We start from the raw sequence: 23,809 nt of genomic DNA, 5'->3' as shown, positions 1-23,809 counted from the left end.
GGACCGGCCGGCTCATTCGCCGGTGCGCTGGGCGGTGTCGATCAGGAAGAACTGGGCACCGAGGATGTCCTGCACCAGGGAGATGCGACCGTGCGGCGAGTCGGACGGCTCCCGCAGCACCCTGCCCCCGAGCTGCACGACCCGGCCGACCGCGGTGTCGGTGTCCTGGTCCGGGTTGACCTGGAAGTAGAGCTGCCAGTGGGCGGGCATGTCCTCGGGCAGCGCGGTGCTGGTCTCGAACCGGCCGACCGTGGGCAGGTCGTCGACGTACCAGACGGTGTAGTCGAAGCCCTCGCCGACCTCGCCGATCTGCTCCTGCCGGTAGCCGAGCAGTTCGGCGTAGAACGGGTCGGCGGCCGAACCGTCCCGGGTGTGCAACTCGGCCCAGCACAACATGCCCGCGTGGTCGCGGCCGAACGCCGCGTTCTTCGGCGCCTCCCACAGGCCGATGGCGGCACCGGTCGGGTCCTCGGCGACCAGGAAGATCTCGTCGGCCGGGGTCTCGGTGGGCGGGACGAGGACCTTGCCGCCGAGGGCGCGGATGCGTTCCACGGCGCGGCGGGCCGAGCCGCACTCCAGGTACAGGGTCCACGCGGTCGGGACGTCGGCCTCGGGCAGGAGCAGCCCGGCTACCGGCTTGGACTCCTTCATCGCGATGTTGTAGTCCGGGCGCTGGATCCACCGCCAGCCGAACAGCCCGGTGTAGAACTCGCGGGCGTCCGCGACGCGCGTGGTGGCCAGGTCCACCCACGCCGGCGCCCCCACGGGAATGGCCATCGTTCCTCCTCGCCTCGCGGGTTTTCGCACGTCCAGTCTCGGTCTCCCCGGGGGCGTCCGCACCCTTCGCCGAACCTCGTCGGCGCGGGGAAGCGGTGGGTGACCGGCGTGGGCGCGAAGCAGACACCGTCGGCGGAACCGTTCCCCCGGGTCGGCCTGGCGGCGTTACTGTTCGGTGCCTTTTCCGCAACGCGAACGCCCCCGAATGACGCCTTGATCCGGTGCGGACCGCGTGATCGACTTGACTTGGTCACTCAGTGTGTGTGCAGGCACGCGAGAGGACCCTGTCACGGCACGCACGCGGGTTGTCAGGAGCAGTCATGGCCGACCGCACGACGGCGCCGGTGACCGCGGGCCTGAGCCAACTCGCCCAGATGGACCGGCGGGAACGTGCGCGCGTCATGCGGCACCTGTGCCACCAGTACCCCGCGTTCCGGTCGATGCTGCGGCAGGTGTCGATCGCGCGGGCAGTGGCGTTCGGCGCCGCGCTGGCGCTGGCGGTCGCGGTGATGTCCCTGGTCAACGGCTCATCGGTGTGGTGGGTCGCCGGGCTGGTGTTCACCGGGCTCGGCGGGTTCTGCTACGTCGCCGTCGCGCTCACCGACAGCCGGTTCGACCTGCTGCTCGCGGTGCTCGGAGCGCACCGGACCGACGAGCTGCACGGCCGCTTGGTGACCGACCAGATCTACGGCGACGACACCGGAACCGACCCCGTCCCCGGAACCAGGGGGAAGTTCATCCCCACCGGCGATGTCACCGCCCGGTCCGCAGAGGGCGCGTCCGGTGAGCGGAGCCGGATGACCGATGTGGCGGGGACGCGCAGCGCCTCCGTGGGTGGTGCGCGGTCACCACTGCACGCTGATTGACAGGGCCGCCGAGATCTCGTCGCCGAGGAACTGGACCTCGCCGGGCGGTCCGCCGACGCGCACCACCAGCGGGCCCCCGAAGGGCTTGCGTTCGACGACCTCGATGCGCGCACCGAGCGTCAGGCCGTGTTCGGTGAGGTAGCGCAGCAGATCGGAGTCGGTGTCCCAGACCCGCGCGATGGTGCCGACCGTGCCGGGTTCGACCTGGTCGAGCAGCTGGGTGGCGGGTTTCTCCACCACGCCCTCCGAGGTGGGGATCGGGTCGCCGTGCGGGTCGTGCGTGGGGTGGCCGAGCTTGGCGGCGATGTGCTCGACGAGTTCGTCGGACACCGCGTGCTCCAGGGCGTCGGCCTCCCGGTGCACCTCGTCCCAGGTGTAGTCGAGTTCCTCCACCAGGAACGTCTCGATCAGCCGGTGGCGGCGCAGCACGTCGTAGGCGAGGCGGCGGCCTTCCGGGGTGAGTTCGACGCTGCGGTACCGGACGTGGGTGACCAGGCCCAGCTGGGCGAGCTTGTTGATCATCCCGGAGACCGAGGACGGGCTGAGTCCGAGCCGCTGGGTCAGCGTCGCGTTGGTGACGGGCACGCCGCGTTCGCTCAGCCCGTAGATCGCCCGGAGGTAGTCCTCCACCGAAGGCGAGGGGCGCTCGGCCATACTCGTCATGCTTTCACGATACGGCCGCCGATGATCCGCCCGGGCAGCGGTTTGCGCGCGCCGACCCCCGTGCGGAGCAGGGACGTCGGCGGGTGGGGGTGTGCAACGCCGCACTCGGGGACCGACCGCGCACCGGGCGGTCACCCGGGCATGGGACACTGGGCGACGCTATGTCTGCGACTTCCCTCCCGCTCGTCTTCGATGCCCCGCGCCGCGGCAAGCCCCCGCGGCACCTGGCCGACATGTCCGCCGAGGAACGGCGCGCGGCGGTCGTCGAACTCGGGGAGAAGCCGTTCCGGGCGCGCCAGCTATCGCACCACTACTTCGCGCGCCTCAACGCCGACGTGGCGGAGATGACCGACCTGCCCGCGAGCAGTCGCGACATGCTGGGCGAGAAGTTGCTGCCCCGGCTGCTCACGTCGGTCCGCCACCTGGACACCGACAACGGCACCACGCGCAAGACGCTGTGGCGCGCGCACGACGGCACGCTGCTGGAGAGCGTGCTGATGCGCTATCCGGACCGGGCGACGGTGTGCATTTCGAGCCAGGCGGGGTGCGGGATGGCCTGCCCGTTCTGCGCCACCGGGCAGGGCGGGTTGCAGCGCAACCTGTCGACCGCCGAGATCGTCGACCAGGTGCGGTCGGCGGCGGCGATGATGCGCGACGGCGAGATCCCGGGCGGTGCGGGACGCCTGTCGAACGTCGTGTTCATGGGCATGGGCGAACCGCTGGCCAACTACCGGCGCGTGGTGGACGCGGTGCACCGGATCTGCGACCCGGCGCCCGAGGGGCTGGGGTTGTCGCAGCGCTCGGTGACCGTGTCGACGGTCGGGCTGGTCCCGGCCATCCGGCGGATGACGTCCGAGGGGCTGCAGGTCACGCTGGCGGTGTCGTTGCACACCCCGGACGACGAACTGCGCGACACCCTGGTGCCGGTGAACAACCGCTGGAAGGTGGCCGAGGTGCTGGAGGCGGCGCGCGGCTACGCCGACCAGACGGGTCGCCGGGTGTCCATCGAGTACGCCCTGATCCGCGACATCAACGACCACCCGTGGCGCGCCGACCTGCTGGGCAAGCTGCTGCACCGGCACCTCGGCCGGTTCGCGCACGTCAACCTCATCCCGCTGAACCCGACGCCGGGCAGCAAGTGGGACGCCAGCCCCAAGCCGGTCGAGCGGGAGTTCGTCCGCCGCGTCCAGGAGGCCGGGGTGCCCTGCACGGTGCGCGACACCCGGGGCCAGGAGATCGCCGCCGCGTGCGGTCAGCTCGCCGCCGAGGAGTGAGGCGCGGCCCCGCGCACCCGAGCGGCCTGGCCGACTGACGGGGAGTGCGGTTCCGCGCGGAACCGCACCGTTCCCCGGGCGCGGCAGGAGGGCCGCGGCACGGCCGCGCGCCCGGGGAACGGTGGGCCGCGGGCGGACGGTTCCCGGCAGCACCGCCCGCGACCCGGTCCGGGGCGTCAGCGGGTGTGCTCGACGATGGCCGATTCGAGGACGCCGAGCCCTTCGTCGAGCAGGGCGTGGTCGATGACCAGCGGCGGCAGCAGGCGGATGACGTTGCCGTAGGTGCCGCAGGTGAGGACCACGACCCCCTGCTGGTGGCAGGTCTTGGCGATGCGGGCCGTGACCTCCGGGTCGGGGTCGGTGGTGCCCGGCTTGACGAACTCGACACCGATCATGGCGCCACGACCGCGGACGTCGAAGATCGCGTCGTTGCCGTCGGCGAGCGCGCGCAGCCGCGGGAACGCCACGTGGCCGATGGCGCGGGCAGCGGCGGGCAGGTCGCGCTCCCGCATCGCGCGGATGGCGCCGAGGGCGGCGGCGCACGCCAGCGGGTTGCCGCCGTAGGTGCCGCCGAGGCTGCTCGGCGGCATGGCGTCCATGATGTCCGCGCGTCCGGTGACCGCGGCCAGCGGCAGACCGCCCGCGATGCCCTTGGCCGTGGTGATCAGGTCGGGCACCACGTTCTCGTGTTCGCAGGCGAACCACGAACCGGTGCGGCAGAAGCCGGTCTGGATCTCGTCGGCGACGAACAGCACGCCGTTGTCGGTGCACCAGCGCGAGATCGCCGGCAGGAAACCGGGCGCCGGTTCGATGAAGCCGCCCTCGCCCTGGACCGGTTCGATCAGCACGGCGGCCACCGAGTCGGCGCCGAGCTGCTTGTCGATGCGCTCGACGGCCTCCCGCGCCACCTGCTCGCCACTGCGCGCGTCGCGCGCCGGGTAGGACATCGGAACCCGGTAGATCTCCGGGGCGAACGGGCCGAAACCGTGCTTGTAGGGCACCGACTTCGCGGTCAGCGCCATGGTGAGGTTGGTGCGCCCGTGGTAGGCGTGGTCGAACACCACGACCGCCTGCCTGCCGGTGGCGCGGCGGGCGATCTTGACGGCGTTCTCCACGGCCTCCGCGCCCGAGTTGAACAGGGCGCTGCGCTTGTCGTGGTCGCCCGGGGTCAGGGCCGCCAGCTCCTCGCACACCTGCAGGTAGTTCTCGTAGGGCGTGACCATGAAGCAGGTGTGGGTGAACTCGCCCGCCTGGCGGCGCACCGGGTCGACGACCTCCGGGGCCGAGTTGCCGACGTTGGTGACGGCGATGCCCGAGCCGAGGTCGATGAGCGAGTTGCCGTCCACGTCGTGCAGCACGCCCCCGGCGGCTTCGGCGACGTACACCGGCAGCACGCTGGACACGCCGCTCGCGACGGTGGCGGCTCGCCGCTGCTGCAGCTCGCGGGAGCACGGGCCGGGGATCTCGGTGCGCAGCACGCGCGCCTGGGGCAGGGACATCGTCGTCGCAGTCACTGGGGCCTCCTGTTCAGAGCCTGTCTTCGAACTCGTCGTGCGTGGCGGTGCCGGTGGCCGAACAGACAGGCGCTCACGTTCCGCGATCCAGCGTCGGTCCGGACGGGTTGCGCCGAACAGTCGACGATCTGGTTAACTCAGCTGGCCCGGTTCGACACACTGTCAGGAGGTTGTCGGGTGCCGTTGACCCTGCGGGATCTGGTGGCGGACCCGGAGTTGGGCCTGGTCGCGCACGCCGGGGCGGAAAGCCTCGACCAGCCGGTGACCTGGGTGCACACCAGCGAACTCGCCGATCCCACGCCGTTCCTGGAGGGCGGTGAACTGCTGCTGACCACCGGCATGTCGCTGCGCCCGGACGGGGCGGGCCGGTTCGTCGAGCGGCTCGTGGACGCCGGGGTGGCCGGGCTCGGGTTCGGCGTCGGGCTCAGCCACCGCGCGGTCCCGGACGAGCTGCGGTCCGCAGCCGAAGGGGCCGGGTTGCCGCTGCTGGAGGTGCCGCGGCCGACGCCGTTCATCGCCATCAGCAAGGCGGCCTCGCGCGCCATCGCGGCCGACGAGTACGCGGGGTTGCGGCGCACCAGCCGCGCGCAGCACGAACTCGCGCAGGCGGCCGGGAGCAGCAGCGGCGTCGCCGCGCTGGTGCGCAAGCTCGCCGGACTGCTCGACGCCTGGGTGCTGCTGCTCGACGCCGGGGGCAGGCCGCTGCACGGCGCACCCGCCGCCGCCCTCAACCGGCTGGACCGGATCTCCTCCGAAGTGGACAGGTTGCGGGCCAAGCGCGGGCTGGCGGCGACCGGTTTCTCCCTGGACGACCAGGAAGTCAGCATGCAGGCGCTCGGTGGCCGGGCCCGCGGGTTCCTCGTCGTCGGGCGCGGCGGGCCGTTCGCCACCACCGACCACCACGTGATCAACTCGGCGGCCTCGCTGCTGACGCTCGCGCTCGAACAGGTCGAGGCGCTCGCGGCCACCCGGCGGCGGCTGCGCACCGGGTTCCTGGAGCTGATGCTGCGCGGCGAAGCCGTGCAGGACGCGCTGTCCGACCTGCACGCCGAACTGCCGCCCGAGCCGTTCCGGGTGGTGGTGCTGGCCGAGGCCGGTGAGGCCGACGACGTGCTCTCCCGGTTGGAGGCCGACAAGCCGAGCGAACCCGTCTACCTGGCCGAACACGACGGTTGCGCGGTCGGGGTGGTCGCGGGCGGACCGGCGCTGGACTGGCTCACCGCACGTCCGGACGCGGCGATCGGGATCTCCGAGCCGTGCGGAGTGGACTCGCTGGCCGAGGGCCTGCGGCAGGCGCGCCAGGCCGCGCGGGCAGCCGGGCGCGGCGACACCCCCGTCCGGTTCGGCGAGCTCGCCGGGCACGGGCTGCTCGACCTGGTGCCGGACGCGGACGCGCGGGCGTTCGCCGAGGCGCTGCTCGCCCCGGTGCGGGACAACGACGTGCTGCTGCGATCCTTGCAGACCTGGCTGGCGCACCACGGCCAGTGGGATCCCGCCGCGGGACGGCTGGGAGTGCACCGGCACACCCTGCGCAACCGCGTCCGGAAGGCGGAGGAACTGCTCGGGCGCCGCCTCGACCAGCCCGGAGTGCGGGCCGAGCTCTGGTTGGCGTTGCAGATCCTCGACCGGCCCGGCCAGTGACGGGAGGCGCGCGTTGCTCGTCGCGGAACTGCTCGACAACCCCGAACTCGACCTGCGGGTGCGGGTGCGCGGCCGGGTCGACCGGCCGATCCGCTGGGTGCACACCATCGAGGTCTCCGACCCCGGGCGCTTCCTGCGCGGCGGCGAGGTGGTGCTCACCGCGGGCGTGTGGCGCACCGCGGGCATCACGGCGGAGGCGTTCGTCGCCGACCTGGCCGCCGCCGACGTCGCGGCCGTCGGGTTCGGGCTCGTGCCGCCGGACACCGCGGTGCCCGAGGCGTTCGTCGACGCCGCCCGGGCGCACGGCCTGACCTGCTTCGTGGTGCCGGTGCGGGTGGCGTTCCTGCAGATCGTCGAGGCGTTCGTGAACACCAAGCGCGCCGAGTGGGAACGCCCGCTGCGCAGGCACCTCGCCCAGCACGACGCGATCGTCGCGGCGCTGCGGGTGCGCCGCGGGGTCGACACCGTGCTGCACGCGCTGTCCCAGCAGCTCGGCCACCCGGTCGCGGTGCGGGTGGCCGGTGGGCTCGTGGCCGGGGAGGCGCCCCGGCCGAACCACCCGCTGCCGCTGGTCGGCGAGGGGTTGGCCGACGCGGAGCTGCTGCTGCCCAGACCGGTCGCAGACCTCGACGTCGAGGAGCACGCCGCGGTCGTGCAGGCGATGCCGTTCATCGCGCTGGAGATCGAACGGGCCCGCGCGGTGCGGGCCACCGAGCTGCGCTACGCCTGGGAGCTCTTCGAGTGGGTGCACAGCGGGGCGGTCGGGATCGCGACGGTGCGGACGCGGCTGCACGCGCTGGGCCTGCCTCCGGACGGCCCGCTCGCGGCGGTCGTGCTGCGCACCTCGCGGCCGGACGCGGACTCCGTGCGGCTGGGCGAGTTCCTGGGCCACGACGGGGCGGTCGCGCAGCGCGGCGGGGACGTCGTCGCGTTCGCCAGGATCGAGGGCACCACCCACGAGCTGGCCCGGCGGGTGCACGACGCGTTCGGCGACGGTGTCGTGCACGTCGGAGTCGGCAAACCGGGCGGTGCCGCCGAGCTGCGAGTGAGCCTGTTGCAGGCGGCGCACGCCGCCGAAGCGGTGTCCTCGCGCGAGCGGAGCGGGTGGATGACGCACGAGCAGCTGAGCAGCCCCTCGCTGCTGCTGTCCGCGCAGGACCCGGAACTGCTCGCGGCCACCTCCCGCGCCCTGCTCGGCCCGGTGCTCGAACACGACGAGCGCCGCGGCAGCGACCTGCTGCCCTCGTTGGCGGTGTTCCTCGACGCGGGCGGCCGCTGGCAGGAGGCCGCCCAGCAGCTGCACGTGCACATCAACACGCTCCGGCACCGGATGAGCCGCGTCGAGGACCTGACCGGGCGCAGCCTGTCGCGCACCGCGGACCGCGTCGACCTCTTCCTGGCCGTCCGCGCGTTCCGCCAGTCCTGACCTGCGCACCGACCGGCTGGGGCGGTCGATCGGGCCTGGCGTTGTGCGATCGTCCAACGGTGCTGGGGGACTTCGGAGGTTCGGTGACTACCTCGGCGGCGTGACGCGCCGCACTCTGTTGCGGTGCCGCGCGGACCCCGACCCTTCCCCGCCCCGACCGACGGCGGCCCCGACGACGCACGTCGGGGGAGCGCCGCGGTGCGGGGTCCTCGCACGGAACAGGAGGTCACCGCATGACGCCAGAGCCGTCGTCAGCAGGCCGAGCGGGCATCGAGACCCACGGTGTCGACACCATCCCGGACAGCGACCGCACCGGTCGGCCGCGGGACATCATCGGCATCCTGCTCGGGTCCAACATGTGCCTGGGCGTGGTCATCTTCGGCTGGTTGCCCGCCTCGTTCGGGCTGGAGTTCTGGCCCGCCGTGACGTCGATGGTCTGCGGGACGCTGCTGGGCACGGTTCTCGTCGCGCCGCTGGCCCTGGTGTCGCTGAAGACCGGCACGAACCTGTCCACCAGCAGCGGCGGCACGTTCGGCGTCCGCGGCCGGTTGATCGGCTCGGTGATCGGCCTGCTGCTGTCGCTGGGCTACGCCGCGCTGACCGTGTGGACCGGCGGCGCCGCCGTGGTCGGTCCGCTGCACCGGCTGCTCGGCCTGCCCGACGGCGGGGTCGCCTACAGCGTCACCTACGCCGTGCTGGCCGTGCTGTCGGTGCTGGTGGCGATCTTCGGCTACCGGATGCTGACGCAGATGAGCAAGTGGGTCGCGCTGGGCACGGTCGTGCTCATGGCGGTCGGATTCGTCGCCTACGCCGGGAAGTTCCAGACCGGACCCGTGGTGAACAGCGGCTACGCGCTCGGCGACTTCTGGCACACCTGGGCCATGTCCACGGTCGCGGCCGGGCTGTCCGGCCCGATGGCGTTCATCATGCTGCTCGGCGACTACAGCCGGTACGTCTCCCCGCACCGCTACTCGTCGAAGAAGGTCTTCGTCGCCTCCAGCGTCGGCATGGTCCTCGGCCTGCTGATCCCGCAGCTGTTCGGCACGTTCACCGCGTACGCCGCGCACGCCGCCGACGACTACGTCGGGCCGCTGGTGGCCGCCGCGCCCCTGTGGTTCCTGCTGCCGCTGCTGCTCAACGGGCTGTTCGGCACCATCGGCAACGCCGGGGCGCTGATCTACAGCATGGGCCTGGACCTGGACGCGATCGTGCCGCCGCTGTCCCGGCCCAAGGCGACGCTGCTGGTCTCGGCGCTGTCGACGACCCTGGTCTACCTGGGTTACTTCGTGTGGAACGCCCAGGACGCGGTGACCGCGTTCGTGCTGCTGCTCACCGCGATCGGCACGCCTTGGGCGGTGATCACGCTGTTCGGCTTCGCCCGGTGCCGCGGCGTCTACGACCCGGATGCGCTCCAGGTCTACAACCGGCGCTCCCGCGGCGGGATCTACTGGTACACCGCGGGCTGGAACATCCGCGCGGCCATCGCGTGGGCGATCGGTTCGGCGGTCGGCTCGCTGTCGGTGGACACCGCCCTGTACAAGGGCCCGCTGCTGGCCCTGACCAGCGGCATCGACGTGAGCTTCCTGCTCGCCGCCGCGGCCACCGCGGTCGCGTTCTGGCTGCTGACCCTCGGCAGCCCGCAGCCGGTCCCGGAGATCGAACCGGTCCGCGCCACCTCCGGCGCCAACGTCTGAAACACCCGACACCAACGAGGAAGTTCGAAGCAATGGAGCACTACGACGTCGTCGTCATCGGAGCCGGCTTCTCCGGCCTGACCGCGGCCCGCGAGCTGCGCGAGGCGGGCCGCAACGTGCTCGTCCTGGAGGCCCGGGACCGCATCGGCGGGTCCACCTGGTACCAGCCGGAAGTCTGGGACGGCGTGGGCCTGGAGATGGGCGGCACCTGGATCGTGCCGGAGCAGACCCACGTCTGGGCCGAGGTGCAGCGCTACGGCGTCCCGATCTCCGACAGCGAGCTGCCCGGGCGGATGACCTGGTCCGACCACGGCGAGGTGCTGGACGCGCTGCTGCCGGTGCCGCCGGAGGAGTACGGCGCGCTGGAGCACGCGGTGCGCGCGCTGGTGGAGGCGGCGTCCCGCCTCGACCCGCTGCGTCCGCTGTCCGAGCAGGACGTCGCCGACCTGGACGTGCCGATCCGGCAGTGGGCCGAGGACGCCGGGCTCACCGGCAACGCCAAGGAGCTGATGATCTCCTGGTTCTGCGGCTGCGCCAACGCGAGCGAGGAAACCGGTTCGGCGCTGGACATCGTCCGCTGGTGCGCGTCGATGGGCAGCTCGCTGTGGGGCATGGTGCAGGCCAGCGTGCTGGGGTGGACGTTCGACGAGGGCACCGTGTCGCTGGCCCGGGCCATCCTCGACGACTCGGGCGCCGAGCTGCGGCTGTCCAGCCCGGTCCGCCGGATCGCCGCCGACGACGAGGGCGTGACCGTCGGCTACGACGGCGGCGAGGTACGCGCCGACCGGGTGCTGGTCACCACGGCGGTCGGGGTGTGGCAGGACATCGAGTTCAGCCCCGCGCTGTCGGCGGGCAAGGCCGCGATCTCCCGGGAGAACCACGCCGGTCAGGGCCAGAAGATCTGGGCCCTGGCGCGCAACGTGCCCGAGGACATCAGCGGTTTCGGCTGGGGCACGGCGTTCGACTACGTCGGCGCGATGTACACCACCGAGCGCGGCGTGGTGCTGGTGTGCTTCGCCCCCGAACACGACCGGGTGAACCCCGACGACCTGGCGGACGTGCAGCGCGCGGTCCGCGAGTTCGCCCCGGAGGCCGAGGTGGTCGCCGCCCACGCGCACGACTGGGTGCACGACGAGTTCAACAAGGGCACCTGGGCGACGTTCCGCGCCGGGCAGTTCGCCGAGTACGAGCTGTGCGTGGCCGAGCCTGAGGGCCGCGTGCACTTCGGCGGGTCGCACACCGCCCGCCGCTGGCGCGCCTTCATCGACGGCGCGATCGAATCGGGCAAGCGGGCCGCCGCGGAAATCCTGTCGGCGGACTGAGATGACCTGGAAGGACGAGACGATGAACGACCCGATCGGACCGGTGGACGCCACGCGAGTGCCCCGCTACGGCGGCGACACCACGTTCGCGCGGCTGCCCCGGCTCGCCGATGTCGCCGACGCGGACGCCGTGCTGTGGGGCGTGCCGTTCGACACCGGTGTCAGCTACCGGCCCGGTGCCCGCTTCGGCCCCAACCACGTCCGGCAGAGCTCGCGGCTGCTGCGGCCGTACAACCCGGCGATGGACGCCGAACCGTTCGCGGTGCGGCAGGTCGCCGACGCCGGTGACGTCGGGGTGAACCCGTTCGACATCACCGAGGCCATCGACACGATCGAGGCCAGCGCCCGCGAGCTGTCCGGCACCGGCCGTTCGCTGATCACCATCGGCGGCGACCACACCATCGCGCTGCCGCTGCTGCGGGTCCAGCACGAGCGGCACGGGCCGATCGCGGTGCTGCACTTCGACGCGCACCTGGACACCTGGGACACCTACTTCGGCGCGCCCTACACGCACGGCACGCCGTTCCGCCGGGCGTCCGAGGAGGGCCTGATCGACTTCCAGCACTCGATGCACGTCGGCCTGCGCGGGCCGCTGTACTCCAAGCTGGACCTCGACGAGAGCGAGCGGCTCGGGTTCGCCGCGGTGCACAGCCGCGAGTTCGCCCGCACCCCGCTGGACACGCTCATCGACCGCATCCGCACCCGGCTCGGCTCCCGCCCGGTGTACGTCTCGATCGACATCGACGTGCTCGACCCGGCGTTCGCGCCGGGCACCGGGACGCCCGAGGCGGGCGGTCTGTCCAGCCGCGAGCTGCTGGAGGTGCTGCGCGGACTGGACGGGCTCAACGTGGTCGGCTGCGATCTGGTGGAGGTGTCCCCGGCCTACGACCACGCCGAGCTCACCGGCATCGCCGCAGCGCACGTGCTCTACGAGATGCTCACCGTGCTGCCCCTGGGAGGCCGCTGATGCGCCGGGTCCGCAACATCGTCGACGGCCGGGCGGTGGACGCCGCGAGCGGTCGCACCACCGACCTGATCGACCCGTGCACCGACGAGGTGTTCGGCACCGCCCCGCTGTCGTCCCCCGCGGACGTCGACGCGGCGTACCAGGCGGCGGCCCGGGCGTTCGAGCAGTGGCGGTGCACCACCCCCGCCGAGCGGCAGCGGCTGCTGCTGCGGCTGGCCGAGGAGGTGGAACGCCGCGCCGACGAGTTCGTCGCGGCCGAGGTCGCCAACACCGGAAAACCGCTCGCCGCCACGCGCAGCGAGGAGGTCGACGCCTCCATCGACCAGATCCGGTTCTTCGCCGGGGCGGCCCGCGTGCTCGAAGGCGTCGCCGCCACCGAGTACGCGCCGGGCCACACCTCGTACGTGCGACGCGAGCCGGTCGGGGTGATCGGGCAGGTCGCGCCGTGGAACTACCCGCTGCTCATGGCCGTGTGGAAGATCGCCCCGGCGATCGCGGCGGGCAACACCGTGGTGCTCAAACCCGCCGACACCACGCCGGTGACGGCGGCGCTGCTCGCCGAGGTCGCGGCCGAGGTGCTGCCGCCGGGCGTGCTCAACGTCGTCTGCGGTGACCGGGAGACCGGCCGGGCCGTGGTGGCGCACCCGGCGTCGGCGATGGTGTCGATCACCGGTTCCACCCGGGCCGGGCGGCAGGTCGCCGAGTCCGCCGCGCAGGACGTCAAGCGGGTGCACCTGGAACTCGGCGGCAAGGCGCCCGCCGTGGTCTTCGCCGACGCCGACCTGGCGGCGGCGGCCGAGGGCATCGCGGCGGCCGGGACGTTCAACGCCGGGCAGGACTGCACCGCGGCGACCCGCGTGCTCGTCGACCAGTCCGTCGCCGACGAGTTCGTCCCGCTGCTGGTGGAGCGGGTCCGCGCCCAGCGCTGCGGGCCACCGTCCGATGTGGACGCCGCGTTCGGGCCGCTGAACAACGCCGGGCAGCTCGCCCGCGTGCAGGAGGTCATCGACCGGCTGCCGGCGCACGCCCGGATCCTCACCGGCGGCTCCCGGGTCGGAGACCAGGGGTGCTTCTTCGCACCGACCGTCATCGGCGGCCTGGGCCAGCACGACGAGGCGGTGCAGGAGGAGATCTTCGGCCCGGTCCTGACCGTGCAGACCTTCCGCGACGAGCCGGAGGCGGTGGACATGGCCAACGGCGTGGACTACGCGCTGGCCTCCAGCGTGTGGACCCGCGACCACGGCCGCGCGCAACGCGCGGTGGCCCGCCTCGACTTCGGCTGCGTGTGGGTCAACACGCACATGGTCCTGGTCGCGGAGATGCCCCACGGCGGCTTCAAGCACTCCGGCTACGGCAAGGACCTGTCCCGCTACGGGTTCGAGGACTACACCAGGATCAAGCACGTCACGCACTGCTTGGACTGAACCGCGGCGCCGTTCGCCCGCGAGGCGACGCCCGAGAACCCGCCGACCGCCCCCCGCCGATGACTGGCCAGTCCGTCCACCCGGTGCCTCGCCGGGTGGACGGATTGGCACTGCACGGCGGTCGCGGCGCGCTCGTAGCGTCACGGCGGAGACCACGGAACGAGGAGGAACCGATGACATCCGGGTACTGGGTGGCGGGAGAGCGGGTCACCAGCGACGCGACCTTCGAGGTGACCCACCCCTACGACGGCTCGCCGGTCGGCACGGCCTGCTACGCCACCGACGCCGACGTGGAGCGCGCGGTGGCGGCCGCGGACGCGGTCCGCCGCGAGTTCGCCGCGTTGCCCGCGCACGCCCGCGCCGCGGCGCTGGACCACGTCAGCCACCGGCTCTCCGAGCGCGCCGAGGAGATCGCGCGGCTCATCACCGCCGAGAACGGCAAGCCGATCACCTGGGCCCGCGCCGAGGTCGCCCGTGCCGCGGCCACCTTCCGCTGGGGCGCGGAGGAGGCCCGCCGCTGGTCCGGTGAGGTGCAGCGGCTGGACACCGACGCGGGCGGGACCGGCCGGATGGCGCTGGTCCGCCGGGTGCCGCGCGGCCCGGTCCTGGGCATCGCGCCGTTCAACTTCCCGCTGAACCTGGTCGCCCACAAGGTCGCCCCGGCGCTGGCGGCGGGCACGCCGATCGTGCTCAAGCCCGCGCCGAAGACCCCGCTGTCGGCGCTGCTGCTCGGCGAGATCCTCGCCGAGACCGACCTGCCCGCCGGGTCGTGGTCGGTGCTGACCACGACCAACGACAAGGCCGCCGAGCTGGTCGCCGACCCGCGGCTGCCGGTGATCTCGTTCACCGGCTCCGGGCCGGTCGGGTGGGGCATCCGGGACGCCGCGCCGCGCAAGCACGTCACGCTCGAACTGGGCGGCAACGCGGCGGCGATCGTCGCCGCCGACTGGGCCGACCTGGACCACGCGGCCGACCGGATCGCGACCTTCGCGATGTACCAGGCGGGGCAGTCGTGCATCTCGGTGCAGCGGGTCTACGCGCACCGCGACGTCTACGACGACCTGGTGTCGCGGGTGGTCAAGGCGGTGGAGGCGCAGGGCACCGGCGACCCGCGGGAGGAGACCACCAAGGTCGGCCCGCTGATCGACCGGGCCGCCGCCGAGCGCGTCGAGCAGTGGGTGGCCGAGGCGGTCGACGCCGGTGCCCGGGTGCTGACCGGCGGGGTGCGCGACGGCGCGACCTACGCGCCGACGGTGCTCGCCGACGTGCCCGAGGACGTCAAGGTGTCCTGCGAGGAGGTCTTCGGGCCGGTGCTGGTCGTCGCCCCGGTCGACTCGACCGAGGAGGCGTTCGAGCGGGTCAACTCCTCCCGGTACGGGCTGCAGGCCGGGCTGTTCACCCACGACCTGCGGCTGGCGTTCCGGGCCTCCGAGGAGCTGGAGGTCGGCGGCGTGATCGTCGGCGACGTGCCCAGCTTCCGCGCCGACCAGATGCCCTACGGCGGCGTCAAGGAGTCCGGCGTCGGCCGCGAGGGCGTCCGGGCCGCCATGGTGGACCTCACCGAGGAGAAGGTCACGGTCCTCACCGGAGTCACCCCGTGATGCGCTGAACACCCCCGAACGCGAAACGCCGCCCCGTCGAACTCCCGGCGGGGCGGCGTTGGCGTTCGCGGGTCAGCGGCGCCAGGCGGTCCGCTTCTTGCGCAGGTCGATCAGCAGGCCGATGGCCAGGATCGCGGCGATGGCGATCAGGTAGATGTCCTCCACCTTGAAGTGGCCGCCGCCGCTGAGGATGCCCTGGTGGTTGCCCTTGAGCATGATCAGGACCGCGAAGACGGAGAACCAGCCGATGATCTGGGTGCCCTTCGGGAAACCCCCGTGCCAGCCCCACTCGGCCGACGGTTCCTCGGCCGGGTCGACGGCCTGGCTGGGCTTCTTCTCCAGCTCGGTGCTCGCCACGTTCCCCTCCTGTGCCACACCCGGCCGAGGTCGGCCGGAAGACGCTCTCCACGCGTGATCGCCGTTGCCACGAAGGCGATCCGCACCGTCCATGGTCGCACATGGCCCGTTCGCGTGAGCGTCCGGACGGCGGTGACCACCGGTTCCGCCGCCGGCGGCACCGGGAGGCGTGATTTCGGCACCGCGCGCGACCACTCGTCACCTGCTTCGGGGACAATGGCGGCGATGCACGCCGACACCCCGACCCCGAGCAGGCCGGACCCCGACGAGCGCCGCGCCGTCCTGGTGCTCGGATCCACCGGTTCGATTGGCACCCAGGCGCTGGACGTGATCCGGCACAACCCGGACCGCTTCCGGGTGGCCGGACTGGCGGCCGGCGGCAGCGATCCGGGGACCGTCGCGGCGCAGGCGCTGGAGTTCGGCGTCGACGCGGTCGCCATCGCCCGGGACAGCGCCGCCGAGGACCTCCGGTCGGCGCTGCGGGCCGAAGCCCAGCGGCGCGGCGGCGCCCGGCTGCCCCGGCTGCTCACCGGGCCGGAGGCGGTGACCGAGATCGTCGAGAGCACCCCGGCCGACGTGGTGCTCAACGGGGTGGACGGCTCCCGCGGGCTCAAGCCGACGCTCGCCGCGCTCGCCTCCGGGGCCACGCTGGCGCTGGCCAACAAGGAGTCCCTGATCGCGGGCGGTCCGCTGGTGCTCCAGCAGGCCAAGCCGGACCAGATCGTGCCGGTCGACTCCGAGCACTCCGCGCTCGCGCAGTGCCTGCGCGGCGGCCGCGCCGACGAGGTGGACCGGCTGGTGCTGACCGCCTCGGGCGGGCCGTTCCGGGGGTGCCGCGCCGCGGAGCTCGCCGACGTCACCGTCGAACAGGCGTTGGCGCACCCGACCTGGTCGATGGGCAACGTGGTGACCATCAACTCCGCGAACCTGGTCAACAAGGGGCTGGAGCTGATCGAGGCGCACCTGCTGTTCGGCGTCGACTACGACCGCATCGACGTCGTCGTGCACCCGCAGTCGATCGTGCACTCGATGGTGACCTTCACCGACGGCTCCACCCTGGCGCAGGCCAGCCCGCCGAACATGCGCATCCCCATCGCGCTGGGACTGGACTGGCCGCACCGCGTCCCGAAGGCCGCACCCGCGCTGACCTTCCACGAGGCGCAGGCGTGGACGTTCGAACCGCTGGACAACACCGCGTTCCCGGCCGTCGAGCTGGCCCGGCACGCGGGCAGCACCGGCGGCTGCCTGCCCGCGATCTACAACGCGGCCAACGAGGAGGCGCTCGCGGCGTTCGTCGACGGACGCCTCCGCTTCCCCGGGATCGTGCAGACTGTGGGGGAGGTGCTCGGCGAGGCGGACCGCTGGCGGACCGAGCCGGGCAGCGTCGAGGAGGTCTTCGCGGCCGAGGAGTGGGCCCGGGCGCGGGCGCGGGAACTGGTCGCGGCGGGAAGGGCGAACTAGATGCTGGTCGTCGTCGGAATCGTCATCTTCTTCCTGGGCCTGCTGTTCTCCATCGCCTGGCACGAGCTGGGCCACCTGGCCGCGGCGAAGCTGTTCGGCATCAAGGTCACCCAGTACATGGTCGGGTTCGGCCGGACGCTGTGGTCGCGGAAGAAGGGCGACACCGAGTACGGGATCAAGGCGATCCCGTTCGGCGGCTACATCCGCATGATCGGCATGTTCCCGCCGAAGAAGGACGAGGAGTACGGCCGGACCGCGTCGTCGGCGCCGTGGCGGGCGATGATCGAGGACGCCCGCCAGGCGGTCGCCGAGGAGGTTCGCCCCGAGGACGCCCACCGGCAGTTCTACCAGCGCAACCCGTGGAAGCGGATCGTCGTGATGCTGGCCGGTCCGGTGATGAACCTGATCCTGGCGGTCGGGATCTTCGCCGCGATCCTGATGGGCCACGGCATCGCGCAGGCGACCACCACGGTCTCGTCGGTCAGCGAGTGCGTGCTGCCGGCCAGCACGCCGGACACCGCGCACTGCCCGGCGGGCGCGCCCCCGGCTCCGGCCGCCGCCGCCGGGTTCCGGCCGGGCGACCGGATCGTGGAGTTCGACGGCAGGCACTACGACTCGTGGGACCAGCTGCGGATGGCCATCCGGAAGTCCTCGGGCACGGTGCCGGTGGTCGTCGAACGCGACGGGCACCGCGTGACGCTGAACACCACGCTGATGCAGACCCAGCAGCCGAGCCTGGACGACCCGAGCAAGACCGAGAAGGTCGGGTTCCTCGGTCTGAGTCCCACCCAGGTGCTCGTCAAGCAGGACGTCTCGGGTGTGGTTCACACGATCGGGGGGTTTGTGAACCTGACCGCCGAGAAGGTCGTGCAACTCCCGCAGCGGGTGCCGGACCTGATCAACGCCATCGGCGGTGGTCAGCGGTCCGCGGATTCGCCGGTGGGCATCGTCGGCGCGAGCAGGCTGGGCGGCGAGGTGCTGTCGTCGGACCAGTACGGTGTCGACGACCGGATCATCATGATGTTCAACCTGCTGGCCGGGGTGAACCTCTCGCTGTTCGTGTTCAACATGCTGCCGGTGCTGCCGCTGGACGGCGGCCACGTGGCGGGTGCGCTGTGGGAGTCGGTCCGCCGTCGGCTCGCCAGGCTCGTGCGGCGTCCGGACCCCGGCCCGTTCGACACCGCGAAGCTCATGCCGCTGGCCTACGCGGTCAGCCTGGTCTTCATCGCGTACTCGCTGCTGGTCCTGGTCGCCGACATCGTGAACCCGGTGACGTTGTTCTGACGGTTGCTCGGCGCGAGCAGCGAGTGCGGCGGTCAGGTGATCGACGGCGGCGAACAGCGGGTGAACCGGGAAAAACGATCACCAGACGTGACGAGGCGGTCGTCCGGCTGCGCCCAGCTGGATGAAACTGCGCCGGTATCGTGGAGCCGGGCGGTGCGCACCGCCCCCAAGAACACCAGAGGTGGAGAGGAATCGATGACCGTCGATCTGGGCATGCCCGCGGCGCCGGCGCCGGTGCTCGCGGAACGGCGTAAAACCCGGCAGTTGCAGGTCGGACCGGTCGGGGTGGGCAGCGAACACCCGATCTCCGTGCAGAGCATGACGACCACCAACACCGCGGACATCAACGCGACGTTGCAGCAGATCGCGGAGCTGACCGCGTCCGGGTGCGACATCGTGCGGGTGGCCTGCCCGAGCGCCGACGACGCGCAGGCGCTGCCCGCGATCGCGCAGAAGTCCAAGATCCCCGTCATCGCCGACATCCACTTCCAGCCCAAGTACGTCTTCGCCGCGATCGAGGCGGGCTGCGCCGGGGTGCGCGTCAACCCGGGCAACATCCGCAAGTTCGACGACAAGGTCAAGGAGATCGCGCAGGCGGCCAAGGACCACGGCACGCCGATCCGCATCGGTGTCAACGCCGGTTCACTGGACCCGCGGTTGATGCAGAAGTACGGCAAGGCCACCCCGGAGGCGCTGGCCGAGTCGGCGCTGTGGGAGGCGAGCCTGTTCGCCGAGCACGACTTCCACGACATCAAGATCTCGGTCAAGCACCACGACCCGGTGGTGATGGTCCGCGCCTACGAGCTGCTGGCCGAGCAGTGCGACTACCCGCTGCACCTCGGCGTGACCGAGGCCGGTCCGGCGTTCCAGGGCACCATCAAGTCCGCGGTCGCGTTCGGCGCCCTGCTGCGGCAGGGCATCGGCGACACCATCCGCGTCTCGCTGTCCGCGCCGCCGGTCGAGGAGGTCAAGGTCGGCCAGCAGATCCTGGAGTCGCTGAACCTGCGGCCCCGCAAGCTGGAGATCGTGTCCTGCCCGTCCTGCGGGCGGGCCCAGGTGGACGTCTACAAGCTCGCCGACGAGGTCACCGCGGGCCTGGAGGGCATGGAGGTCCCGCTGCGGGTGGCCGTGATGGGCTGCGTCGTCAACGGCCCGGGCGAGGCGCGCGAGGCCGACCTCGGTGTCGCCTCCGGCAACGGCAAGGGCCAGATCTTCGTCAAGGGCGAGGTCATCAAGACCGTCCCCGAGCACAAGATCGTGGAGACCCTGATCGAGGAGGCCATGCGCATCGCCGAGGACATGGAGTCCGCGGACGGCGAGGCCCCGACCGTCACGGTCAGCTGAAAGCCGCGCACATTAAGCCGTTCGGGTGACTACTCGTTCGGGTGCGTGTGGTCCCGGCCCCGCCGGGAAGCTGCGCGGGCGGAATTTCTGGCAGGCTTGGCGGGTGCTCAAGCTCGCCGGTGCACGGCTACTCGAAGAACGCGACGCGCAGCTGGTCCGTTCGGTGCTGGACGCGGCGCCGGTGGCGTCGTGCATGGTCGCGGCGCGCGTCGAGGAGACGGGCGTGCACCCGCTGCGGCTCGGCGGCGAGCTGTGGGGCTACGGTGACCGGCTCGACGGTCTCTGCTTCTCGGGTGCCAACCTCATCCCGCTGCGCGGTGGACCGGACGCCATGCGCGCCTTCGCCGAGCGGGCGCTGCGGCGCCGCCGGGTGTGCTCCTCGCTGGTCGGCCCGTCCGAGCAGGTCCTGCCGCTGTGGGAGGAGCTGGCGGGCCGGTGGGGACCGGCGCGCGAGGTGCGCGCCGAGCAGCCGCTCATGGTGCTGTCCGAGGCGCCGCGCGTCGCGCCCGACCCGCTGGTCCGCCCGGTCCGCCCGGACGAGCTGGAGCGCTACCTGCCCGCGGCGGTGGCGATGTTCACCGAGGAGGTCGGCATCGACCCGTACAGCGACGGTGGTGCGGTGAGCTACCGGGCGCGGGTGGCCGACCTGATCGCCGCGGGCCGGGCGTTCGCCCGCTTCGAGGACGGGGAAGTGGTGTTCAAGGCCGAGATCGGTGCGCTGTCCCGCACCGTCGGCCAGATCCAGGGCGTGTGGGTGCACCCGGACCGCCGCAGCACCGGTCTCGGCACCACGGGCACCGCCGCGGTCGCCGACCGGCTGGTGCGCGGGCTCGGGCGCACCGCCAGCCTGTACGTCAACGACTTCAACGTCGCCGCGCGGCTGGCCTACCGCAAGGTCGGCTTCCGGTCCGTCGGCACCTTCAGCACCGTCCTGCTGTGACGGCGCACGCGCCACCGGTCGCGTGCGGCTGACCGGGCGCGGAGCGCATCCCGGCATCGCGGTTAGAGTGAGGGGCATGCCGGTACGAGCCCCGTTGCAGCCAGGCGTGCAGACGCCCCGCCGACCCGTTCCACCGCACATCGAGCGGCCCGAGTACGTCGACAAACCGGCACCGAAGCGCAACACCGACCCGGACGTGCAGCCTCCCGAGGTCATCGAGGCGATGCGCGTGGCGGGCAAGCTCGCCGCGCAGGCCCTGGTCGAGGCGGGCAAGGCGGTCCAGCCGGGTGCCACCACCGACCAGGTGGACGCGGTGGTGCACGAGTTCTTCTGCGACCACGGGGTCTACCCGTCGACGCTGGGATACCGGGGCTTCCCCAAGTCGTGCTGCACCTCGCTGAACGAGGTGATCTGCCACGGCATCCCGGACTCGACGGTGATCGAGGACGGCGACATCGTCAACGTCGACGTCACCGGGTTCGTCGGCGGCGTGCACGGCGACACCAACGCCACGTTCCTGGCGGGCGAGGTGTCCGAGGAGGTGCGGCTGCTCGTCGAGCGCACCCACGAGGCGATGATGCGCGGTATCCGGGCCGCCAAGCCGGGTCGCCAGCTCAACGTGATCGGCCGGGTCATCGAGTCCTACGCCAAGCGGTTCGACTACGGCGTGGTCCGCGACTTCACCGGCCACGGCATCGGCCGTTCGTTCCACAGTGGACTGGTGATCCTGCACTACGACGAGCCGTCGGTGCAGACGATCCTGGAACCCGGCATGACCTTCACCATCGAGCCGATGATCACGCTGGGCACCCACGAGTACGACATGTGGGACGACGGCTGGACGGTCACCACCAAGGACAAGAGCTGGACCGCCCAGTTCGAGCACACCATCCTCATCACCGAGGACGGCAACGAGATCCTCACCCAGCCCTGACCGGGCTTCCGGACGCCCGGGCGGGACGTGGTGCCGCCCGGGCGCTCGACTGCCCGGGGCCGTCGGCGGTGCCCGTGCCGAGCTGAGGTAGGAACGTGGTGTGAACGCACTGCTGGTCGCCGGGACGACGTCGGACGCCGGGAAGAGCGTGGTCACCGCCGGGATCTGCCGGTGGCTGGCCCGCGGTGGGGCGCGGGTCGCGCCGTTCAAGGCGCAGAACATGTCGAACAACTCGGTGGTGACGCCGGACGGCGGGGAGATCGGCCGGGCGCAGGCGTTCCAGGCGGCGGCGTGCGGTGTCGAGCCGTCGGTGCGGTTCAACCCGGTGCTGCTCAAACCGGGCAGCGACCGGCGTTCCCAGGTCGTGGTGCTGGGCGAGGTGTCGGGTGAGGTCACCGCGATGTCCTACCGGGAGCGCAAGGCCGCGCTGCTGGACACCGTCGTGTCCACATTGGAGGGTTTGCGGGCCGAGCACGACCACGTGATCTGCGAGGGCGCCGGATCGCCCGCGGAGATCAACCTGCGGGCCGACGACATCGCGAACATGGGGCTGGCCCGGGCCGCCGGGTTGCCGGTGCTGGTGGTCGCCGACATCGACCGGGGCGGCGTGTTCGCGCAGCTCTACGGCACGCTCGCGCTGCTGGACGCGGCTGACCAGGCGCTCGTCGGCGGGTTCGTGATCAACAAGTTCCGCGGCGACCCGGACCTGCTGGAACCGGGCCTGGCGAGGTTGCGGGAGCTGACCGGGAGGCCGGTGCACGGCGTGCTGCCGTGGGCCGAGGAGCTGTGGCTGGACGCCGAGGACTCGCTGTCCTACGCGGCCGACGGCGTGGTGGGACGGCCCGCACCGCCGCGCGGCTCGCAGTGGCTGCGCGTCGCGGTGCCCCGGCTGCCGCGCATCTCCAACGCCACCGACGTCGAGGCGCTGGCCGCCGAACCCGGGGTGGCCGTGCGGTTCGTCACCGAGCCGTCCCGGTTGTCCGACGCCGATGTCGTGGTGCTGCCCGGGTCGAAGTCGACGGTCGCCGACCTCGCCTGGCTGCACCGCACGGGGCTGGCCGACGCGGTGCTCGCGCACGCCCGCGCGGGGTTGCCGGTGGTCGGGATCTGCGGCGGGTTCCAGATGCTGACGCGGCGCATCACCGACGAGGTCGAGTCCGGCGACGGCGTGGTCGACGGCCTGGGTCTGCTGGACCTGGAGATCGAGTTCGCGCCGCGCAAGACGCTGGCCCGCCCGCACGGGCGCGCCTTCGGCGAAGCCGTCGACGGCTACGAGATCCACCACGGCGTCGCCGTGCGGCGCGGCTCGCTGGACCCGGTGGTCGAGCTGCCGGACGGCACGTCCGAAGGGGGTGTCGACGGGGTGGTGTTCGGTACGCACTGGCACGGGCTGTTCGAGAACGACCGGTTCCGCCGCGAGTTCCTGCGCCGGGCCGCGCGCCAGGCGGGCCGCGACGGCTTCGAGCCGGCGGCCGACACGGTGTTCGCCGAGGTCAGGGCCGAGCAGCTGGACCTGTTGGGAGACCTGGTCGACAAGCACCTGGACACCGACGCGCTGCGCCGCCTGCTCGACGGCGGAGCGCCCCGAGGTCTGCCGGTGCTGCCGCCCGGCGCGTGATCACTCCTGGGCGGGGCCGATCCGGTCCAGCAGTTCGTCCAGGAACCCGCCCGCCTCCTCGGCGGCCCGCCGCGGGTCGCCGTCGCGGACCGCGTCGAGCAGTTCGTCGTGCGAGACGTGCTCCTCCGGGGGACCGGCGGGGTCGAACGTCGTCGCGACGCTGGACAGCACCGCCTCGCTGATGCCCTCGTAGAGCGAGGCCAGCACCGGGTTGTGCGAGGCGGCGACGAGTTCGCGGTGGAATTCGGCGTCGTTGCTGATCACTCGCTCGTGGTCCTGGGCGCGCAGCGCCGCGGCCCGCTCGGACAGCAGGGTCTCAAGCCGGGCGAGGTCCGCCTCGGTGCACGCGCGGGCCGCCAGCCGCGCGGCCTCGACCTCCAGCGCCCGGCGGACTTCGAGGATCCGGCGCAGTTCCGAGCCGCAGAGCCGCCGGACGGCGCCGGAGATCTCGTTGGTGGCGCGGACGAACGTGCCATCGCCCTGGCGGACCTCCAGCAGTCCGGCGTGGGAGAGGGCGCGCACCGCCTCGCGAACGGTGTTGCGGCCGACGCCGAGCGCGGTGACCAGCTCCGTTTCCGGTGGGATCTTGTCTCCGAGCGGCCATTCCCCGGAGGACACGAGTTCACGCATCTGGGCGATGACCTGGTCGACCAGTCCCGTCCGTTTGGCTGTGACCAAAGGCACGAGAGGTCCTTTCATCCA

20 protein-coding genes are annotated in these 23,809 nt (G+C 72.4%); 15 read left to right on the top strand and 5 right to left on the bottom strand.

Translation table 11 applies throughout. The annotated features are described in order from the left end of the window. Positions 1 to 12: 12 nt before the first annotated feature. On the bottom strand, positions 13 to 777 hold the full coding sequence (locus NV263_RS24560; protein ID WP_263248984.1) for a VOC family protein: 765 nt from the start codon (positions 775 to 777) through the stop codon (positions 13 to 15). A gap of 320 nt (positions 778 to 1,097) precedes the next feature. On the opposite strand from NV263_RS24560, the gene NV263_RS24555 reads away from it, so the two are divergent. Further along, complete coding sequence (locus tag NV263_RS24555) at positions 1,098 to 1,643, top strand: hypothetical protein (RefSeq protein WP_263248983.1); 546 nt, start codon at positions 1,098 to 1,100, stop codon at positions 1,641 to 1,643. Here the strand turns inward: NV263_RS24555 and NV263_RS24550 are convergent. Next, positions 1,623 to 2,297 (bottom strand): metal-dependent transcriptional regulator, encoded by a 675-nt coding sequence (locus tag NV263_RS24550; protein WP_380759186.1) that lies wholly within the window; start codon positions 2,295 to 2,297, stop codon positions 1,623 to 1,625. The genes NV263_RS24555 and NV263_RS24550 overlap by 21 nt on opposite strands. A gap of 170 nt (positions 2,298 to 2,467) precedes the next feature. Between NV263_RS24550 and rlmN the strand changes: the two genes are divergently transcribed. Next, entirely contained in the window at positions 2,468 to 3,580 is a 1,113-nt protein-coding gene (gene rlmN, locus NV263_RS24545; protein WP_263248981.1) for a 23S rRNA (adenine(2503)-C(2))-methyltransferase RlmN, read from the top strand. Between the two features lie 176 nt (positions 3,581 to 3,756). On the opposite strand, the gene gabT is transcribed toward rlmN, so the two are convergent. Then, positions 3,757 to 5,094, bottom strand: a complete 1,338-nt coding sequence (gene gabT / locus NV263_RS24540) for a 4-aminobutyrate--2-oxoglutarate transaminase (RefSeq protein WP_450104034.1) — start codon at positions 5,092 to 5,094, stop codon at positions 3,757 to 3,759. Positions 5,095 to 5,271: 177 nt separating this feature from the next. On the opposite strand from gabT, the gene NV263_RS24535 reads away from it, so the two are divergent. The 7 genes from NV263_RS24535 (at position 5,272) to NV263_RS24505 (ending at position 15,169) form a co-directional block, all read left to right on the top strand. Further along, a complete protein-coding gene (locus tag NV263_RS24535) occupies positions 5,272 to 6,735 on the top strand; it encodes a PucR family transcriptional regulator (protein WP_263248980.1) in 1,464 nt (487 codons plus the stop codon). Positions 6,736 to 6,748: 13 nt separating this feature from the next. Continuing rightward, positions 6,749 to 8,161, top strand: a complete 1,413-nt coding sequence (locus tag NV263_RS24530; protein WP_263248979.1) for a helix-turn-helix domain-containing protein — start codon at positions 6,749 to 6,751, stop codon at positions 8,159 to 8,161. A 233-nt stretch (positions 8,162 to 8,394) separates the two neighbouring features. Next, positions 8,395 to 9,855 carry a purine-cytosine permease family protein gene (locus NV263_RS24525; protein ID WP_263248978.1) on the top strand — a complete coding sequence of 487 codons (1,461 nt, stop codon included), beginning with the start codon at positions 8,395 to 8,397 and terminating at the stop codon, positions 9,853 to 9,855. Positions 9,856 to 9,887: 32 nt separating this feature from the next. Next, positions 9,888 to 11,177: a flavin monoamine oxidase family protein gene (locus tag NV263_RS24520; RefSeq protein ID WP_263248977.1), complete on the top strand. Its 1,290-nt coding sequence runs from the start codon at positions 9,888 to 9,890 to the stop codon at positions 11,175 to 11,177. Positions 11,178 to 11,199: 22 nt separating this feature from the next. Next, positions 11,200 to 12,144, top strand: coding sequence for an agmatinase (speB, locus tag NV263_RS24515; RefSeq protein WP_263248976.1), 945 nt, complete (start codon positions 11,200 to 11,202; stop codon positions 12,142 to 12,144). After that, on the top strand, positions 12,144 to 13,568 hold the full coding sequence (locus tag NV263_RS24510) for an aminobutyraldehyde dehydrogenase (protein ID WP_263248975.1): 1,425 nt from the start codon (positions 12,144 to 12,146) through the stop codon (positions 13,566 to 13,568). The genes speB and NV263_RS24510 overlap by 1 nt, the downstream gene beginning before the upstream one ends. Positions 13,569 to 13,741: 173 nt before the next feature. After that, positions 13,742 to 15,169, top strand: coding sequence for an aldehyde dehydrogenase family protein (locus NV263_RS24505; RefSeq protein ID WP_263248974.1), 1,428 nt, complete (start codon positions 13,742 to 13,744; stop codon positions 15,167 to 15,169). 72 nt (positions 15,170 to 15,241) lie between these two features. On the opposite strand, the gene NV263_RS24500 is transcribed toward NV263_RS24505, so the two are convergent. Further along, on the bottom strand, positions 15,242 to 15,526 hold the full coding sequence (locus tag NV263_RS24500) for a DUF2631 domain-containing protein (RefSeq protein WP_263248973.1): 285 nt from the start codon (positions 15,524 to 15,526) through the stop codon (positions 15,242 to 15,244). Positions 15,527 to 15,742: 216 nt separating this feature from the next. Here NV263_RS24500 and dxr point away from each other — a divergent pair, with 216 nt between their 5' ends. From dxr to NV263_RS24470, 6 genes are all read left to right on the top strand, one after another. Then, complete coding sequence (gene dxr, locus NV263_RS24495; RefSeq protein ID WP_263248972.1) at positions 15,743 to 16,987, top strand: 1-deoxy-D-xylulose-5-phosphate reductoisomerase; 1,245 nt, start codon at positions 15,743 to 15,745, stop codon at positions 16,985 to 16,987. Beyond that, a complete protein-coding gene (locus tag NV263_RS24490; RefSeq protein WP_263248971.1) occupies positions 16,988 to 18,271 on the top strand; it encodes a M50 family metallopeptidase in 1,284 nt (427 codons plus the stop codon). A gap of 195 nt (positions 18,272 to 18,466) precedes the next feature. Then, the gene (gene ispG / locus NV263_RS24485) at positions 18,467 to 19,615 is read left to right on the top strand and encodes a flavodoxin-dependent (E)-4-hydroxy-3-methylbut-2-enyl-diphosphate synthase (protein ID WP_263248970.1); all 1,149 of its coding nucleotides are present in this window, start codon (positions 18,467 to 18,469) and stop codon (positions 19,613 to 19,615) included. 103 nt (positions 19,616 to 19,718) lie between these two features. Next, positions 19,719 to 20,555: a GNAT family N-acetyltransferase gene (locus tag NV263_RS24480; RefSeq protein ID WP_263248969.1), complete on the top strand. Its 837-nt coding sequence runs from the start codon at positions 19,719 to 19,721 to the stop codon at positions 20,553 to 20,555. Positions 20,556 to 20,631: 76 nt separating this feature from the next. Beyond that, positions 20,632 to 21,489: a type I methionyl aminopeptidase gene (map, locus tag NV263_RS24475; RefSeq protein WP_263248968.1), complete on the top strand. Its 858-nt coding sequence runs from the start codon at positions 20,632 to 20,634 to the stop codon at positions 21,487 to 21,489. Between the two features lie 100 nt (positions 21,490 to 21,589). After that, positions 21,590 to 23,107, top strand: a complete 1,518-nt coding sequence (locus NV263_RS24470; RefSeq protein ID WP_263248967.1) for a cobyric acid synthase — start codon at positions 21,590 to 21,592, stop codon at positions 23,105 to 23,107. Here NV263_RS24470 and NV263_RS24465 read toward each other — a convergent pair whose 3' ends face one another. Further along, positions 23,108 to 23,791 carry a FadR/GntR family transcriptional regulator gene (locus tag NV263_RS24465; protein WP_263248966.1) on the bottom strand — a complete coding sequence of 228 codons (684 nt, stop codon included), beginning with the start codon at positions 23,789 to 23,791 and terminating at the stop codon, positions 23,108 to 23,110. Positions 23,792 to 23,809: the final 18 nt, after the last annotated feature.

Source organism: Saccharopolyspora rosea, assembly GCF_025643595.1.
In the GTDB taxonomy this organism is placed as follows: domain Bacteria; phylum Actinomycetota; class Actinomycetes; order Mycobacteriales; family Pseudonocardiaceae; genus Saccharopolyspora; species Saccharopolyspora rosea.
Note: the sequence above shows the minus strand (reverse complement) of the source record. Positions and strands in the feature narration are given on the sequence as shown.

Coding starts and splice junctions, on each gene's coding strand:
- NV263_RS24560 (WP_263248984.1), bottom strand. CDS start 777: ATGGCCATTCCCGTGGGGGCGCCGGCGTGGGTGGACCTGGCCACCACG.
- NV263_RS24555 (WP_263248983.1), top strand. CDS start 1,098: ATGGCCGACCGCACGACGGCGCCGGTGACCGCGGGCCTGAGCCAACTC.
- NV263_RS24550 (WP_380759186.1), bottom strand. CDS start 2,297: ATGGCCGAGCGCCCCTCGCCTTCGGTGGAGGACTACCTCCGGGCGATC.
- rlmN (WP_263248981.1), top strand. CDS start 2,468: ATGTCTGCGACTTCCCTCCCGCTCGTCTTCGATGCCCCGCGCCGCGGC.
- NV263_RS24525 (WP_263248978.1), top strand. CDS start 8,395: ATGACGCCAGAGCCGTCGTCAGCAGGCCGAGCGGGCATCGAGACCCAC.
- NV263_RS24520 (WP_263248977.1), top strand. CDS start 9,888: ATGGAGCACTACGACGTCGTCGTCATCGGAGCCGGCTTCTCCGGCCTG.
- speB (WP_263248976.1), top strand. CDS start 11,200: ATGAACGACCCGATCGGACCGGTGGACGCCACGCGAGTGCCCCGCTAC.
- NV263_RS24510 (WP_263248975.1), top strand. CDS start 12,144: ATGCGCCGGGTCCGCAACATCGTCGACGGCCGGGCGGTGGACGCCGCG.
- NV263_RS24505 (WP_263248974.1), top strand. CDS start 13,742: ATGACATCCGGGTACTGGGTGGCGGGAGAGCGGGTCACCAGCGACGCG.
- dxr (WP_263248972.1), top strand. CDS start 15,743: ATGGCGGCGATGCACGCCGACACCCCGACCCCGAGCAGGCCGGACCCC.
- NV263_RS24490 (WP_263248971.1), top strand. CDS start 16,988: ATGCTGGTCGTCGTCGGAATCGTCATCTTCTTCCTGGGCCTGCTGTTC.
- ispG (WP_263248970.1), top strand. CDS start 18,467: ATGACCGTCGATCTGGGCATGCCCGCGGCGCCGGCGCCGGTGCTCGCG.
- map (WP_263248968.1), top strand. CDS start 20,632: ATGCCGGTACGAGCCCCGTTGCAGCCAGGCGTGCAGACGCCCCGCCGA.